Below are 15,006 nucleotides of genomic sequence, written 5' to 3'. Positions count from 1 at the left end.
CGGTCCGCTCAGCCCCGGAGGCCGTGGGCGGCGCCGTCGAGGTGGCGCAGCACGAACGCCTCCGCCTCGTCGAGGTAGCCCTCCAGCATGGCGTGCACGGCGTCCAGGTCCCCCGCCAGGAGGCGCCCGGCGATCCACCGGTTGCGCTCGGCGAACGCCTGGTGCAGGCCCGTCTCCAGGTCCAGGGGCAGGAAGGACAGCCGCACCCGCGCCAGCACAGACGACATCACCCTGCTGAGGTCGGGCGAGGCGGCCAGGTCCACGATCCCCAGGTGCAGCAGGTGGTTCGCGTCGCCCAGCTCCCGCACCGCGGGCTCGGGCCGGCCCAGCAGCTCCGCGGACCGGCCGATCCGCTCCTCGGCCGCCGGGGTGAGCCAGCCGTGCTGCAGGGCGCCGAGCTGGATCACGCGGCGGGTGCGGTAGAGACCGCGGACGTCCTCTGCGCCGGGGGCGGCCACGAACACGCCGCGGTGGGGCCGTCGCACCACGAGGCCCTCGACCGCCAGCTCGGAGAAGGCCTCCCGGAGGCTGTTGCGGCTCACACCGAGCTCGGCCGCCAGCGCGACCTCGCCCAGTCGCTCGCCGGGCTGCAGACGCGCCTCGCCGATCCGCCGTCGCAGGGCGTCCGCCGCACCCTGCGCGGCGGGCGCGGTCATGCGCGCACGGAGGCGAGCACCTGACCGCGCGTCACGGCGGCCGGGGCGTCCCCGGCCGCGCGCTCGACCCGACCGGCGCGCGGGGCGCGCACCGGGGTCTCCATCTTCATCGCCTCCACGACGGCGATGGTGTCACCTTCAGCCACCTGTGCGCCGTCCTCGACCTTCCATGACGCGAGCGTGCCGGTGACCGGGGAGGTCACGGCGCCCTCGTCCACGGACTGCTCCGCCGGGGCGGAGGCCCCGGTGCGGGCACCCCCGCCGCCGAGCAGGGCCGCGTGGAGGTCCGCGGGCAGGCCGAGTCGGACGGCGCGGCCGTCCACCTCCACCGTGACCGTGGTGCGGCCGCCGCCGGGCACCGAGGCGCCCAGGTGCGGGGAGGCCGCCAGCGGTGCGGCGAACTCGGACTCGATCCACGTGGTGTAGACGCCCAGGGCCTCGGCGGAGGTGAAGGCCTCCTCCTCCAGCACGGCGCGGTGGAAGGGCACCACCGTGGGCACGCCCTCGATCCGCAGCTCGGCCAGGGCGTCGCGGGCGCGGGCGATCGCCTGGGAGCGGTCCTCGCCGACGACGATCAGCTTGGCCAGCAGCGAGTCGTACTCGCCGGGGACCACGGAGCCGGTGCGGACGCCGGAGTCCATGCGCACGCCGGGGCCGGTGGGCGCCTCGAACGCCTCGACGGGCCCGGGCACCGGCAGGAAGCCGTGGGCCGGGTCCTCCGCGTTGAGGCGGAACTCGATCGCGTGGCCGCGCGGGGCGGGGTCCTCCGGGATGGACAGGGGCTCGCCGGCGGCGATGCGGAACTGCTCGCGGACGAGGTCCACCCCGAACACCTCCTCCGTGACGGGGTGCTCCACCTGGAGGCGGGTGTTCACCTCGAGGAAGCTGATCAGCCCGTCCGGGGCCACGAGGTACTCCACGGTGCCGGCGCCGGTGTAGCCGGCGGCGCGGCAGATCTCCCGGGCCGAGGTGTGGATGCGCTGCCGCTGCTCGTCCGTGAGGAACGGGGCCGGGGCCTCCTCCACGAGCTTCTGGTTGCGGCGCTGCAGGGAGCAGTCACGGGTGCCCAGCACCGCCACGGCGCCGTGCTCGTCGGCGAGCACCTGCGCCTCCACATGCCGCGGGCGGTCCAGGAACCGCTCCACGAAGCACTCCCCGCGGCCGAACGCGGCCACGGCCTCGCGGACGGCCGACTCGAAGGCGTCCTCGACCTCGGAGAGCTCGCGGACCACCTTGATGCCGCGGCCGCCGCCGCCGAACGCCGCCTTGATGGCGATCGGCAGGCCGTGCTCCTGGGCGAAGGCGCGCGCCGCGGCCGCGTCCGGCACCGGGCCGTCCGAGCCGGGCACCAGCGGGGCGCCGGCGCGCTGGGCGATCGCGCGGGCGGTGATCTTGTCGCCCAGGTCGCGGATGGCCTGCGGGGACGGGCCGATCCAGGTGAGGCCGGCGTCGATCACAGCCTGCGCGAAGTCCGCGTTCTCGGAGAGGAACCCGTAGCCCGGGTGCACGGCGTCCGCGCCGGAGCGGCGGGCCACGTCGAGCACGGCGGCGATGTCCAGGTAGGTCTCCGCGGACGTGGAACCCGGCAGCGCGTACGCCTCGTCCGCGACGGCCACGTGCATGGCCTGGGCGTCCGGGTCCGAGTACACGGCGATCGAGGCGATCCCGTGGTCCCGGCAGGCGCGGGCCACGCGCACGGCGATCTCCCCGCGGTTGGCGATCAGCACCCGGGTGACGGGGCGGGAGGCTGTGGTGGACGGGGTGCTCATGCGGTGGGCTCCTGGGAGGGCTGGGGATGCAGGACGAAGCGGACGCGGGCGCCCGGGGGCAGCTGGGCGGCCAGGCCGAGGTCGGCGCGGGCCACGACGCCGATCACCGGGTAGCCGCCGGTGACGGGATGGTCCGCGAGGAAGAGGACGGGCTCGCCGGACGGGGGCACCTGGAGCGCCCCGCGCACGGCGCCCTCGGAGGCGAGCTCCCCGGTGCGGATGCGCTCGAGCGGACCGGCCTCACCGGCCGTGAGCCGGACACCGATCCGGTCGGTCTGCTGGCTGACCGCCCACTCCTGGGCGGTCAGCCGCTCGAGGCCGGCCGGGCCGAACCAGTCGTCGCGCGGGCCGGGCACCACGCGCAGCACGGCGGTCCCGCCGGGTGCGGGCATGGGCCGCAGCGGCGCCTCGGGGTCGCCCACGGGCACGACGCCGGCGCGCGGCGCGTCGAGGTCCGCGTGGCGGGCCAGGGCCTGGCCGGCGGTGAGCGGGGCGGGGCCGAGCCCGGAGAGGGTGTCCGTGGCGCGGCTGCCCAGGGTGCGCGGGGCCTCGAGGCCGCCGCGCACGCCCACGTAGACGCGCAGGCCGGCGGTCGGCTCCTGCACGGTGAGGGTCTCCCCGTCCAGGAGCGGGAACGGGGTGCGCGGCGAGACCGGACGGGCGACGCCCCCGGGCCCGGTGACGACGCCGGTGGCCTCGGCGCCGGCGAGGGCGAGGACCTGGTCCCCGCGGGCGGTCAGCGCCAGGCCGCCGAGGACGGTCTCGAGGACGGCCTCGCCGGAGGCGTTGCCGACCAGGCGGTTGGCCTGGCGGGCGGCGTCGCGGTCGGCGGCGCCGGAGGCCACCACGCCGAGGTCGCCCAGCCCGGGCCGGCCGAGGTCCTGCAGCAGCGTGAACAGGCCCGGGTCCGCCACGGTGAGGCCGGGGGCGGAGGCTTCACCGGCGTCAGGGGTGTGGGCGGCGACGAGGGTGTCCTCCGCGGGCGCCTCGGCGGCGGGGGCGGCGCCCCGCACGGCCTCGGCGCGCACGGGGACGTAGCGCACCCGGTCGCCGGGCTCGAGGAGGGCGGGGCGCTCGCGGCCCAGGTCCCACATCACGGCGTCGGTGTGCCCGAGCAGCTGCCAGCCGCCGGGCGAGGTGCGCGGGTACACGGCTGAGAGCTGACCGGCCACGGCCACGGCGCCGGCGGGGACGGCCGTGCGCGGGGAGTCCCGGCGAGGCACGTCGAAGGGCGGGGCTTCGGCGGCGCAGTAGAGGAAGCCGGGGGCGAAGCCGCCGAACGCGGCGAACCAGTCCGTCTCCACGTGGGCGCGGACCACGGCCTCGGGCGAGAGCCCGGTGAGGCGGCCGACCTCGGCGACGTCCTCGCCGTCGTACACCACGGGGATCTCCACGGTCCGCCCGGCGTCGCGGTCCTGCGCGTCCGGGTCCAGGGCGGCCACGCGCGGCGCGGCGTGCTGCGCCGCGGCCTGGGAGGTGAAGGTCACCAGCACGGTCCGGGCGGCGGAGAGCACCTGGCGCTGGCCGCGCTCGGGGTGGGCCACGAGGTGGGCGTGGACGGCCATGACGTCGGCCAGGGACGCGCACTCCACGAGGAAGGCCTGCGTGCCGACCGCGCGGATCGGGCGGGGCGTCGCGGCCCCGGGCGCCTGCGTCCCGCTCACGCGAACGACGCGATCGTGACGCCGGCGTCCTCGAGGGCGCGGCGGACGGCGGCGGCCATGGACACGGCACCGGGCGTGTCGCCGTGGACGCAGATGCTCTCCGCGGCCACGCGCACGTCCGAGCCGTCGACGGCGGTGACGACGCCCTCGGTGGCCAGGCGCACCATGCGGGCGGCCACCTCGTCCTCGTCGTGCAGGACGGCGCCGGGCTCGCGGCGGGAGACGAGCGTGCCCTGCGGGGTGTAGCCGCGGTCGGCGAAGGCCTCGGCCACCCCGCGCAGGCCGGCCTTCTCGGCCTTCTCCAGGGCCACCGAGCCGGGCAGCAGGAGGAGGGGCAGGTCCGCGCCGAAGGCGGCGACGCCGTCGACCACGGCCTGGGCGTGCTCCTCATGGTGGACGATCGTGTTGTAGAGCGCGCCGTGCGGCTTCACATAGCGCACGGTGGCGCCGGCCGCGCCCGCCAGGGCCTCGAGCGCGCCGATCTGGTAGAGCACGTCGTCGGCGAGTTCGGTGGGCGAGCAGTCCAGGAAGCGGCGGCCGAAGCCGGCGAGGTCCCGGTAGCCCACGTGCGCGCCGATGGTGACGCCCGCGGCGACGGCCGCCCGGCAGGTCGCGGCGATGCCGGAGGGGTCCCCCGCGTGGAACCCGCAGGCGACGTTGGCCGAGGAGACGGAGGGCATGATGGCGGCGTCGTCCCCCATCGTCCACGAGCCGAAGGACTCGCCGACGTCGGAGTTCAGGTCGATCTGCGGCGCGTGAGACACAGTGCAGTCCTCTCGGATCGGACCCGGCTGAGGTGCCGGTCACACAATCTTGAGGCATGAGGGGCGGTTGTTCAACAATCCACGGCGCGCCCTCGTGGCGCTCACCCGGTCCGCACGCCAACGCGGGTTGAGTTATCGCGGGTGTTCCCGCCCAGGACCCGCGATAACTCAACCCGCGTTGCGGGCCGGGCCGAGCGACCTCACCGCAGCGGCGTGTGCTCCGGGTCGACCCGCTCGTCGTCGCGCACCGGGCCCGGGGCGGTGCCGCCGCCCCAGGGGTCGCCGCCAAGGTCGGCGCGGCCGTGCTCGGTCGTCCAGCCGGAGAGGTCCGGGCCGGCGGGCACGATGCCCGTCGGGTTGATGTCCTCGTGCACCACGTAGTAGTGCTCCTTGATCTGGGCGAAGTCGATCGTGTCCCCGAAGCCCGGGGTCTGGAACAGGTCCCGCGCGTAGCCCCACAGCGCCGGCATCTCGGTCAGCTTGTTCCGGTTGCACTTGAAGTGCCCGTGGTACACGGGGTCGAACCGCACCAGCGTGGTGAACAGCCGCACGTCGGCCTCGGTGATCCGCTCCCCCATCAGGAAGCGGCGCGTCGTCAGGCGCTCCTCGAGCCAGTCCATCGCGGCCCACAGCCGCTCGTACGCGGCGTCGTACGCCTCTTGCGAACCCGCGAAGCCGCACCGGTACACGCCGTTGTTCACCTCGGTGAACACGCGCTCGATCACCTCGAACATCTCGTCCCGCTCCGGCCCGGCGTCGGGGATCAGCTGCGGGGCGCCGTCGCGGTGGAACGCGGTCCACTCCGTCGAGAGGTCGAGGGTGATCTGCGGGTAGTCGTTGGTCACGACGCCGCCCGTCGGCACGTCCACGATCGCCGGGACGGTGATGCCCCGCGGGTAGTCGGGGAAGCGCGTGAAGTAGTTCTCCTGGAGCCGCTCGGTGCCGAGCACGGGGTCCTTCCCGCCGGCGTCGAGGTCGAAGGTCCAGGATCGCTCGTCGTGGGTCGGCCCCGGGGTGCCCAGCGAGATCGCGTCCTCCAGGCCGAGCAGGCGCCGCACGATGATCGTCCGGTTCGCCCACGGGCATGCCCGCGCCGCCACGAGCCGGTAGCGGCCCGCCTCGACGGGCCACGCCTCGGCCCCCTCGGTGAGCCCGCCGCCCACGCGGCCGACCGTGGACGGCTCGGCCACGGGCAGTGCCCGCACGGCCTCCGGGTCCGCCACGATCCGGTCCGCGATGTAGTCCGTGTCCCGCGTGAACTCCGCCCCGGACTGCACGTAGTTGCCCGTGAGCGCCTCGCGCGTGTCGATGGTGCCGCGGTCCGCGGCCTGGCCGGTCTGCTGATCCTCCATACACTCGAGCCTATGACGACGACCCCCGCCACGCCCGGCCTCACGCCCGCCCCGCTGGTGCGCTGCGTGACCGCCCAGAACCCCTCCCCGATGACCCTGGCGGGCACCAACACGTACGTGCTGTTCGCCGACGACGCCGACGCCGCCGTCGTCCTGGACCCCGGGCCCGCGGAGGACGCCGAGGGCCACCTGGAGCGGGTGCGGCAGGCGGCGGAGGGGCGGCGGATCGAGCTGGTCCTGGTCTCCCACCGGCACGCGGACCACACCGGCGGGATCGACGCGTTCCACGCCGGCACCGGCGCGCCCGTGCGCGCGGCGGACCCGTCGCACTGCCGCGGGGGCGGGCTGCCGCTGACCCCGGACGAGGAGATCGTCCGCGCCGGCGTGCGGATCCTGGCGTGGCACACCCCCGGGCACACCTCGGACTCGTACTCCTTCGCGGTACCCGAGTCCGGACCGCACGGCGCCGTGCTCACGGGGGACACCATCCTCGGGGCGGGCACCACCATGCTGGACCACCCGGACGGCACCCTCACGGACTACCTGGCCTCCCTGGCGCGGCTGCAGGCGGCCGGGCCGCTCACGGTGCTGCCGGCCCACGGGCCGGTGCCGGCGCCGCTCGACGTGATCGCCCGGGACTACATCGACCACCGTGAGGGCCGCCTCTTCCAGCTCCGCCGCGCCCTGGACGGCATGGACCCGGCCCGGGCCGCCATGGTCACCCCCTCCGAGCTCGTGGGTGTGATTTACCCCGAGGTCACCGGCCAGGTGGCGCGGGTGGCCGAGCAGGTGCTCGCGGCGCACCTGGCCTACCTGCGCCGCGGCTGACGCCCCCCTGGTCCGCGCAGGCCCCGTCTACAGTGGCGGGCGAGCGCGGCGGGACACCCCCGCCCCGGGAACGGAAGGAACCCGCATGACCATCCTCGTGGCCTACAAGCCCAGCGAGACCGCCAAGGCCGCCCTGTCCACCGCCCTCGACGTCGCCCGTCAGACCGGCGAGCACGTCGTGGTGGTCAACGCCGGCCCCGGCGGCGAGCACCGCAGCCCGTCCCTGGTGACGGAGGCGCAGCAGCAGGAGGTCCAGCGCCTCCTGGACGACTCCGGCGTCTCCGCCGAGTTCCGCCAGTACGCGCGCGGGCGCTCCACCGCCGACGAGCTGAAGTCCGTGGCGGACGAGCTGGACCCGTCCATCGTGGTGGTCGGGCTGCGCCGCCGCGGCGGGTTCGGGCGGTTCGTCATGGGCTCGGTGTCCGACGAGCTGCTGCAGGTGATCGACCAGCCCGTGCTGGCCGTGAAGGAGTACCGCGGCCGCACCCCGGATGCGGTGAGCTCCGTGGCGGAGACGGACCCCGCCACCCACGGGATGCCGTCCGCCGAGCCGGGGCACGCCCCGCGCCCCTTCACGGGCGAGCACGCCGCCGACGACGGCCGCTGACCGAGGGGCGGCCCGACGCCGGCCGGAGGACGACGGCGGGCGCCCTCAGCTCCGCGCGGCGTGCGCCCCGCCGCGGCCGGCGTCGCGGGCCGCGCGGTCCTCGCGCTCGGCGGCGCGAGCCCGCCGCTCGGCGTAGGCCTCCTCGCCGGGGCCGTCCATCTCCTGGTTCCGCTCCACGGCGCGGATCGACCCCGTGTAGAGGGAGGCGTTCTCCCCCGCCCGGGCCAGCGGCACCGAGCCGGTGACCGTGGGCATGGGACGGGTCTGCGGGGTCGGCTCGGCCCGGGTGGAGGAGCCCCGATCGGACGGGGCCGGCGCGGCCGGCGCCGCGGCGGGGGCGGCGTCGTCGTGCGCGTCCGGGGCGGGGTCGTCGTGCGCCTCCGGGGCGGGGTCCGACGGGCGGCGCTCCACCAGGCGCTGCGTGTAGATGCCCTCCGGGTACTCGGCCCGCAGGAAGCCCACGAGGTCCTCGCGCACGAGGCAGCGCAGATCCCACAGCTCGCCCGAGTTCTTGGCGGAGACCACGGCGCGGATGCGGACCATGCCGCCCACGGCGTCGATCACCTGCATGGCGTTCTCCCGGCCGTCCCAGAGGTCGGTGGACTCGAGCAGCTCGGTGAGCCGCGCCCGCAGCGGGTCCATGGGGACGCGCCAGTCCACGTCCATCTCCACGACGCCGGCCACCGCCGCCCCCGTACGGGTCCAGTTCTCGAAGGGCTCGCTGGTGAAGTGCTTGGACGGGTAGACCATGCGGCGACCGTCCCAGAGCTTGACCACCACGTTGGAGAGGGTGATCTCCTCCACGGTGCCGAACACGCCCTGCATGTCCACCACGTCGCCGACCCGGATGGAGTCCGTGAACGCCAGCTGGAAGCCGGCGATCACGTTGGTCAGCGTGGACTGGACCGCGAGACCGGCGATCACGGAGATCAGGCCCGCGGACGCCAGGAGGCCGGCACCGAGGGAGCGCACCTGCGGGATGGCCAGCAGCACGACGGCGAGGGCCACCACCACGATCACCGCGTTGAGCACGCGGCGCAGCAGCATGGTCTGGGTGCGGATCTTGCGCTCCCGCCGGTCGTTCACGCCGGGCTGGTGGTAGCGGGCCAGGATCCCCGACTCGACGACGTCCACCACCCGCCAGGCCGCCCAGGCCGCGGAGGCGGCGACGGCGAGCAGCAGGACGAACGCCGCGGCCTCGAACCAGGGCTGGCCGTGCGCCATGACCTCCAGGCCCACCCGGGCCGTGAGGAAGCCCGCGAACAGGGAGACGGGCACCGTCAACCGGGCCGCGTCCGCCTTGAGCCGGTCCCGGCGGAACAGCGCCAGCCGGGCGACGAGGAACACGCCCAGGACCACGAGCCCGCCCGCCAGGAACGCGCCCAGCACCGCGGCCACCGTGGCCCACTCCACGCCCAGCGCGGCCGACGCCGCGGACGCCCCCTGCTGCACGTCCTGCTCCACGGAGCCGGGGACCACCTGGTCCGCGGCGGAGAGCACCGCGTCGGACAGGGCGGCGTCCGAGGAGGCGGTCTGGGCGAGGACGGGGAGGAGTGCGGGGACCGGCATGCGCACAGTCTGACACCGGAGCCGGGACGCCGCCGGGGACGGAGCACAATGGAGGCTGACCGCACCGCCCTCGACCCCCAGGAGGAACCCGTGCTCTCCGTGACCGACCTGCGCGAGCTGGACACCGCCGCCGCCGACCTGTCCGCAATCGTCCCGCGCGCCGAGGTGGACGTGGCCTACACCGTCCCCGTGGTCGCCCCGATCATCGAGCAGGTGCGCACGGGCTCCGAGCAGACCCTCCTGGACCTGGCGGAGCGGTTCGACGGCGTCCGTCCGCCGGCCCTGCGCGTGCCGGCCGAGGCGCTCACCGCGGCGCTCGAGGGCCTCGACCCCGCCGTGCGCGCCGCCCTGGAGGAGTCGATCGCGCGCGCCCGGAAGGTCCACGCGGCGCAGGTGCCGTCCGGCTCCACGGTCGAGCTCGGCGAGGGGGCCGTCGTCGAGAACCGCTGGGTGCCGGTGGAGCGCGTGGGCCTGTACGTGCCGGGCGGGCGCGCGGTGTACCCCTCCTCCGTGGTGATGAACGTGGTGCCGGCGCAGGCGGCCGGCGTCGAGTCCCTGGTGGTGACGTCCCCGCCGCAGAGGGACCACGGCGGCCTGCCCCACCCCACGGTGCTGGCGGCGTGCGCCCTGCTGGGCGTGGACGAGGTCTACGCGGCCGGCGGCGCCCAGGCCGTGGCCATGCTCGCCCTGGGCGTCCGCGCGGACGACGGCGACGGCTGGCTCTGCGCGCCCGTGCGGATGGTCACGGGGCCGGGCAACGTATACGTCGCCGCGGCCAAGCGCGCCCTGCAGGGCGTGATCGGGACCGACGCCGAGGCCGGCCCCTCGGAGATCGCGGTGATCGCGGACGGCACCGCCCGCGCCGACTGGGTGGCCGCGGACCTCATCAGCCAGTCCGAGCACGACCCGCTGGCCGCGTCCGTGCTCATCACCGACTCCGCGGACCTCCTGCGCGACGTGCTGGCCTCCGTCGAGGCGCAGGTGCCGGGCTCCTTCCACGAGGAGCAGATCCGCGTGGCCCTCACGGGCCCCCAGTCCGGCGTGCTGCTGGTCCGGGACATGGAGCAGGCCCTCGAGGTCTCCGACCTCTACGCCACCGAGCACCTGGAGATCCACACCCGCGACGCCGACGCCCTGGCCGCCCGCGTGCGCAACGCCGGCGCCGTGTTCGTGGGCCCATATTCCCCGGTGCCGCTGGGCGACTACTCCGCCGGGTCCAACCACGTGCTGCCGACCTCCGGCACCGCCCGCTTCTCCTCCGGCCTCAACACCGTGACGTTCCTGCGCTCCCAGCAGCTGATCCGCTACGGCGAGGCCGGGCTGAAGGCGCTCGCGGACGGCATCTCCGCCCTCGCCGAGGACGAGCGCCTGCCCGCCCACGGCGTGGCGGTCCGGGCGCGGTTCGCGTGAGCGGGGCTCGCTGATGGGCGCCGTCCGCATCGACGCGTGGCTGTGGGCCGTGCGGCTGTACAAGACCCGGTCCGCCGCGACGGCGGCCGTGCGCGCGGGCCACGTGCGCATCGACGGTGAGCCCGTGAAGGCGGCGACGCCCGTCGTCGTCGGGAACCGGGTGCGCGTGCGCCAGGACGGACGCGAGCGGATCCTCGAGGTCACCGGGCTGATCGCCAAGCGGGTGGGCGCCCCCGTGGCCCGACAGCAGTACGTGGACCACTCCCCGCCGCCCGTGCCGCGTGAGCTGCTCGCGGTGCCCTACCGCGAGCGCGGCGCGGGCCGGCCCACCAAGCGGGACCGCCGGCAGCTGGACGCGCTGCGGGGCCGGGCCTCGACCGGCCGGGGCTGACCCGCCCTCCCTTTCCGGATCTCCGACGTCCTGGGACTTCTCCGCCCCGGTCCGCGTAGGAGATGTCGCAGGACGTCGGAAAGCCAGGCGGCGGGGTGAGCAGGACAGGACGGCCGCCGGCTCAGCCGTCACTCACGCGACCGTCAGGTCGTGGACCAGCGGCCCGGTTCCCTCCACTTCCGAGAGCGGCGTGACGCCCCCTCGCCCTGGGCCTGGACGTGGGCGGAGGTCGTCGGCCTCGGCTCCTGCGCCTTGCCGGCGGAGCACGCCGTCATCACCAGCCCGACGACGGCGAGCCCGACTGCGACCCCGGCCGAGCGGTGGCGTCGGCTCGATGTCGGTGCCGTGATGGTGGTGCGGTGCATGAGTCGCTCCTCTGCTGGCAAGGCCGAGGGTCAGTCCTCCCCGACTCGGACAGCCCGGTCGACGGCCGCATGGACGAGGGGGTCGTGGCTGGCCACGAGCACGGCGGCCCCGGCCTCGGCGTGCTCGCGCAGCAGCGCGATGGCCTCGCGAGCCGTCACCCCGTCGAGGTGGCCGGTGGGCTCGTCGGCCACGATCAGGTGCGGCCGCTTCGACAGAGCCCGGACGAGGGCCACCCGCTGGGCCTCGCCTCCGGACAGCCGGGAGGCGGGAGCGCCGAGCCGGTGTCCCAGTCCGAGTCGCTCGAGCAGGCCCTGCACCGTCTCCTGGGCGTCGCAGGCAGACCCGGCGATGCGCCCACCATGGATCCATACCGCGGCATTGTCGAGAGCGGACAGCTCGCCGATGAGCTCGCAGGACTGGTCCACGTAGCCCAGGTGCTCACGCCGGTACCGGGCGAGGTCCCCGGCCGAGAGGTCCGCGACCTCCCCGTTCAGCGATCCGTCGGGGCTGCGGTAGGCGATCCGCCCGGCCAGCGGACGCGACAGCCCGGCGAGGTGGCGGATCAGGGAGGACTTCCCGGTGCCGGAGCGGCCCCAGAGCCCCACGACCTCTCCGGGCGCGAGGGTCAGGTCCAGCGACTCGATGAGCACGCGGGTGCCGCCGTCGGGATGGCGGTAGCCGACCTGCACGCGGTCGAGGGTGAGCACGGGCGCGGACGCGGTCATGCGGGCTGCCCCTTCCAGGCGCGGGCGAGCTGGGCTCGCCGGGTGAGCAGGGTGATGAGGAGCGTGAGGAGCAGGGCGAAGCCGGCTGCTCCCGCCACGAGGGGCAGGTCCGGGTCCGGGGTGAGCAGCGCCGGCACGACGCCGGCCACCACCGCCGCCGTGATCGCCTCCACCGCCAGGGCGGGCACGTGCCGCCCCAGCAGCCGGGCGCGGGTCCAGCCGGCGAGCAGGAGCACGGTGGCCTCAGCCCGGACGGCCTGGCCCTCCACCCGGTGCAGCTGTACGAGCAGGACGGTCCCCACGACGGCGGACAGCGCCCCGAGGGCCAGGCGGAACGGCAGGTCCTGAGCCACGGCTTCGCCGGCCAACAGGGAGGCTCCGGCCTCCCGGCGGGCCTGCAGGACGACGGCCACGAGCAGTCCCGACCCCACCGCCACGGCCGCCCGGTACGCGGCACCGGTGAGCAGCCGTGGCCAGGTGCGCGCGGTCCATCGGGTCAGCAGCGCAGCGGGGGTGCGGGCCGGTCGGGCCGCCCGGTCCCCGCCCTCCCGGACCGCGGACGCGGCGGGACGGGCCGCGAGCACCGCCGCAAGCACCACGGCTGCGGCGAGCCCCGCCGTCGTCCCGAGGCCCACGGCCACCAGCGGCACGGCCACGCCAAGGCGCCCGGACATCATGCCGATGACGGCGAGCGCGGCCACGGCGAGCACGAGCAGCGTGGGGGCGTCCTCCCGGAGGTGGCGGGCCACCGTGGCATCGCGTGTCCACCCCTGGACGGCGAGTACCCCAGCTCGACGGCGGCGGGGCCGCAAGGCCGCAGCGACGCACAGGCCCGCCAGGACGGTCAGCAGGACCACCACCGTCACCGCCTGGGAGGTCCCGGCGGTCCCGACGGCCGCGGAGACCCGCTGAGACGCGGCGAGCTCCGGTCCGAGCTGGCGCACGGTGCCGAGCGGACCCGTCCGGGGCTCGCCGTCCGTGGAGTCGAACCGGTAGGACACCACCTGCATCTCGCGCGGCGCCAGGCTGGAGGCGGCCACCGTGGTCGCGGCGAAGCCGGCCTCCTCCAGGCGCTGGGCCACGGCGTCGATGGTCGCGAGGTTCTCCGGCGTGAGCTCCTCCCCCACGCCGGCCACCCGGACGCGCACGGTGCTGAAGGGCCGCGCCAGTCCGAGGGCCTCCGCCGATGCGGCGTCCACGTAGGCGGCGGGCATCTGGTTGGCGAGGCCGAAGCCGGTGGAGGCGGGGCGCAGCCGCACGTCCTGCGGGGTGCCGCGGGGGTCCGCGACGAGGGTCGTGGGCAGCTCGACGTCCGTGAGCAGCGGGGCGATCCCCGCCAGGGCGGTGTCCGGCTCCGGGGTCAGGGTGCCCACGCTGACCAGCAGGGGCGCGTCGCCGGTGCCGAAGCGGCGCCCGTCGTCGGTGGCCGTATAGTACGCGGACTCCCGGGACGTGGACGCCGGCAGTGCCCGGGAGACCGCGACGTCGGGCCGGCCGGGGATCGTACCGGAGGCGGTCTCCACGGAGGCCGCCTCCGTCAGGGTCCCGTCCGCGGATGACGGCCGGGTCAGGGTCCGCGTCTCCTCGACCAGGGACAGACGGGGCGAGTCATAGCTCAGGACCGGGTCCTGCCCCGTGGCCAGGCCCGGCAGGGGAACCACCGTGACCCCGAGCCCGAGGCCGCCGAAACGGCCCGAGATGTCCGAGGTGGACACCTCGTCCTGCCCCGTGGTCCCGCCGGCGGGCAGCGCCCACGCCGGCATCCCCACGATGCCGCGGGGTGCGGTCGGGTCACGGGGGTCCACCGGTCCCTGTTGGATGTCGAGTCGCGTGACCGGCTCGCGGTAGGGCGTCGCACGCACCTCGAGGGACAGAGGGGCAGACCCGACGTTCGTGGCGAGCAGCGGGACGGCGGTCAGGGACTCCACCGGGCGTCCGGCCGCATCTGCAAGGTTCTGGAGGTAGGCCGGGAGCCGGTCCTTGGCCTCGAGGAGCGCCTCCGCCTCCTCGGTTGTAGCACCGGAGAGCCGGTCGACCACAGCGGGAAGGGAGCCGGCGGGCGAGGACTGCGCGAGCACGCGGAACGCATCGGCCGCGGCGGGGTGCCCGCCGAGGGACAGGAGCTGAGCCTCAGCGGCCGCGTCCACGACCACCATCCGGTTCCCCTGCGGGTCGGGGTCCGCCCACGGGGCGGCCCAATACGTGCCGGCCGGGATCTCGCGCTGTGCGGGGGGCGGCGTCTGGCCACGGGGCCCGATGGCGACGGTGGGGAGCTCGACGTCCGTGCAGGGACCGGGCTCGGGCGGAGCTGGGGTGCAGACGACCGGGTCGTCCAGCAAGGGACGCGCGTCCAGGATCGGGCCGTCGGAGAAGGAGCCGATGAGCGTGGCGTCCATGCCGAGCACGGGGCGGGGTCCGAGCCCGTCGTCGGTGCGGACGCGCGCGTCCACGTCAAATGCACGGGGACCCTGGACGCTGCCGTCCGCCGGGTAGCCGATCATGACGGCGTCCTGGTTGGCCACGCTGCGCACGCCGAAATCCCCGAGCGGGGCGGCCACCTCGACACCGGGCACCGCCCGGATGCGGCCGAGGTCGGCCGGGCTGAGGCGCTCCGCCGCGCTCGTCCACGCGGCCGTGTCCAGCGGGGCCCCGAGGGAGGCAGGGCTCGAGGCCGCCCCCGGCACGGAGACCACCAGGTCGTAGGAGCCGCGCCACGAGGAGTCAACCAGGTCGCGGAGCCGCCGCGCGGCCTGGGCCTCGACGAAGAGGCCCAGGACCACTGCCAGCGCGAGTGCGCCCGCCACCAGTCTCAGCATCCGCACGGCCGGCGGTGCCGGCCACGATGGGGAGGGCCGACTGCGCACTGCCCTGGCGACCGGGTGTTGCGACCCGGCCGTTCCGGACG

The 15,006-nt window shown here is 75.8% G+C and carries 13 protein-coding genes; 4 read left to right on the top strand and 9 right to left on the bottom strand.

Annotation, left to right across the window (positions count from 1 at the left end; all coding sequences use genetic code 11):
- Positions 1–8: 8 nt before the first annotated feature.
- From KW076_RS04440 to KW076_RS04420, 5 genes are all read right to left on the bottom strand, one after another.
- Positions 9–656 (bottom strand): GntR family transcriptional regulator, encoded by a 648-nt coding sequence (locus tag KW076_RS04440; protein WP_224356399.1) that lies wholly within the window; start codon positions 654–656, stop codon positions 9–11.
- A complete protein-coding gene (locus tag KW076_RS04435) occupies positions 653–2,425 on the bottom strand; it encodes an acetyl/propionyl/methylcrotonyl-CoA carboxylase subunit alpha (RefSeq protein ID WP_224356398.1) in 1,773 nt (590 codons plus the stop codon). The genes KW076_RS04440 and KW076_RS04435 overlap by 4 nt, the downstream gene beginning before the upstream one ends.
- On the bottom strand, positions 2,422–4,089 hold the full coding sequence (locus KW076_RS04430) for a 5-oxoprolinase subunit B/C family protein (protein ID WP_224356397.1): 1,668 nt from the start codon (positions 4,087–4,089) through the stop codon (positions 2,422–2,424). Before KW076_RS04430 ends, KW076_RS04435 begins: the two co-directional genes overlap by 4 nt.
- Positions 4,086–4,853 carry a LamB/YcsF family protein gene (locus KW076_RS04425; protein WP_224356396.1) on the bottom strand — a complete coding sequence of 256 codons (768 nt, stop codon included), beginning with the start codon at positions 4,851–4,853 and terminating at the stop codon, positions 4,086–4,088. Before KW076_RS04425 ends, KW076_RS04430 begins: the two co-directional genes overlap by 4 nt.
- A gap of 200 nt (positions 4,854–5,053) precedes the next feature.
- Positions 5,054–6,205 (bottom strand): glutathione S-transferase family protein, encoded by a 1,152-nt coding sequence (locus KW076_RS04420; protein WP_224356395.1) that lies wholly within the window; start codon positions 6,203–6,205, stop codon positions 5,054–5,056.
- A gap of 12 nt (positions 6,206–6,217) precedes the next feature.
- Here KW076_RS04420 and KW076_RS04415 point away from each other — a divergent pair, with 12 nt between their 5' ends.
- Positions 6,218–7,033, top strand: a complete 816-nt coding sequence (locus KW076_RS04415) for an MBL fold metallo-hydrolase (protein ID WP_224356394.1) — start codon at positions 6,218–6,220, stop codon at positions 7,031–7,033.
- An 85-nt stretch (positions 7,034–7,118) separates the two neighbouring features.
- On the top strand, positions 7,119–7,640 hold the full coding sequence (locus KW076_RS04410) for a universal stress protein (protein ID WP_224356393.1): 522 nt from the start codon (positions 7,119–7,121) through the stop codon (positions 7,638–7,640).
- 45 nt (positions 7,641–7,685) lie between these two features.
- On the opposite strand, the gene KW076_RS04405 is transcribed toward KW076_RS04410, so the two are convergent.
- Entirely contained in the window at positions 7,686–9,209 is a 1,524-nt protein-coding gene (locus tag KW076_RS04405; protein ID WP_224356392.1) for a mechanosensitive ion channel family protein, read from the bottom strand.
- A 90-nt stretch (positions 9,210–9,299) separates the two neighbouring features.
- On the opposite strand from KW076_RS04405, the gene hisD reads away from it, so the two are divergent.
- Entirely contained in the window at positions 9,300–10,619 is a 1,320-nt protein-coding gene (gene hisD / locus KW076_RS04400) for a histidinol dehydrogenase (protein ID WP_224356391.1), read from the top strand.
- A 13-nt stretch (positions 10,620–10,632) separates the two neighbouring features.
- A complete protein-coding gene (locus KW076_RS04395) occupies positions 10,633–11,010 on the top strand; it encodes an RNA-binding S4 domain-containing protein (protein WP_224356390.1) in 378 nt (125 codons plus the stop codon).
- A gap of 143 nt (positions 11,011–11,153) precedes the next feature.
- On the opposite strand, the gene KW076_RS04390 is transcribed toward KW076_RS04395, so the two are convergent.
- The 3 genes from KW076_RS04390 to KW076_RS04380 are packed head-to-tail and all read right to left on the bottom strand — an operon-like array spanning position 11,154 to position 14,905.
- Positions 11,154–11,375 carry a hypothetical protein gene (locus tag KW076_RS04390; protein ID WP_224356389.1) on the bottom strand — a complete coding sequence of 74 codons (222 nt, stop codon included), beginning with the start codon at positions 11,373–11,375 and terminating at the stop codon, positions 11,154–11,156.
- A gap of 30 nt (positions 11,376–11,405) precedes the next feature.
- Complete coding sequence (locus KW076_RS04385) at positions 11,406–12,101, bottom strand: ABC transporter ATP-binding protein (protein WP_224356388.1); 696 nt, start codon at positions 12,099–12,101, stop codon at positions 11,406–11,408.
- Entirely contained in the window at positions 12,098–14,905 is a 2,808-nt protein-coding gene (locus KW076_RS04380; RefSeq protein ID WP_286670233.1) for a hypothetical protein, read from the bottom strand. The genes KW076_RS04385 and KW076_RS04380 overlap by 4 nt, the downstream gene beginning before the upstream one ends.
- Between the last annotated feature and the right edge of the window lie 101 nt (positions 14,906–15,006).

The organism is Micrococcus porci (assembly GCF_020097155.1).
GTDB lineage: Bacteria > Actinomycetota > Actinomycetes > Actinomycetales > Micrococcaceae > Micrococcus > Micrococcus porci.
The sequence above is the reverse complement of the archived record's forward strand: the minus strand, read 5'-3'. Positions and strand labels throughout refer to the sequence as shown.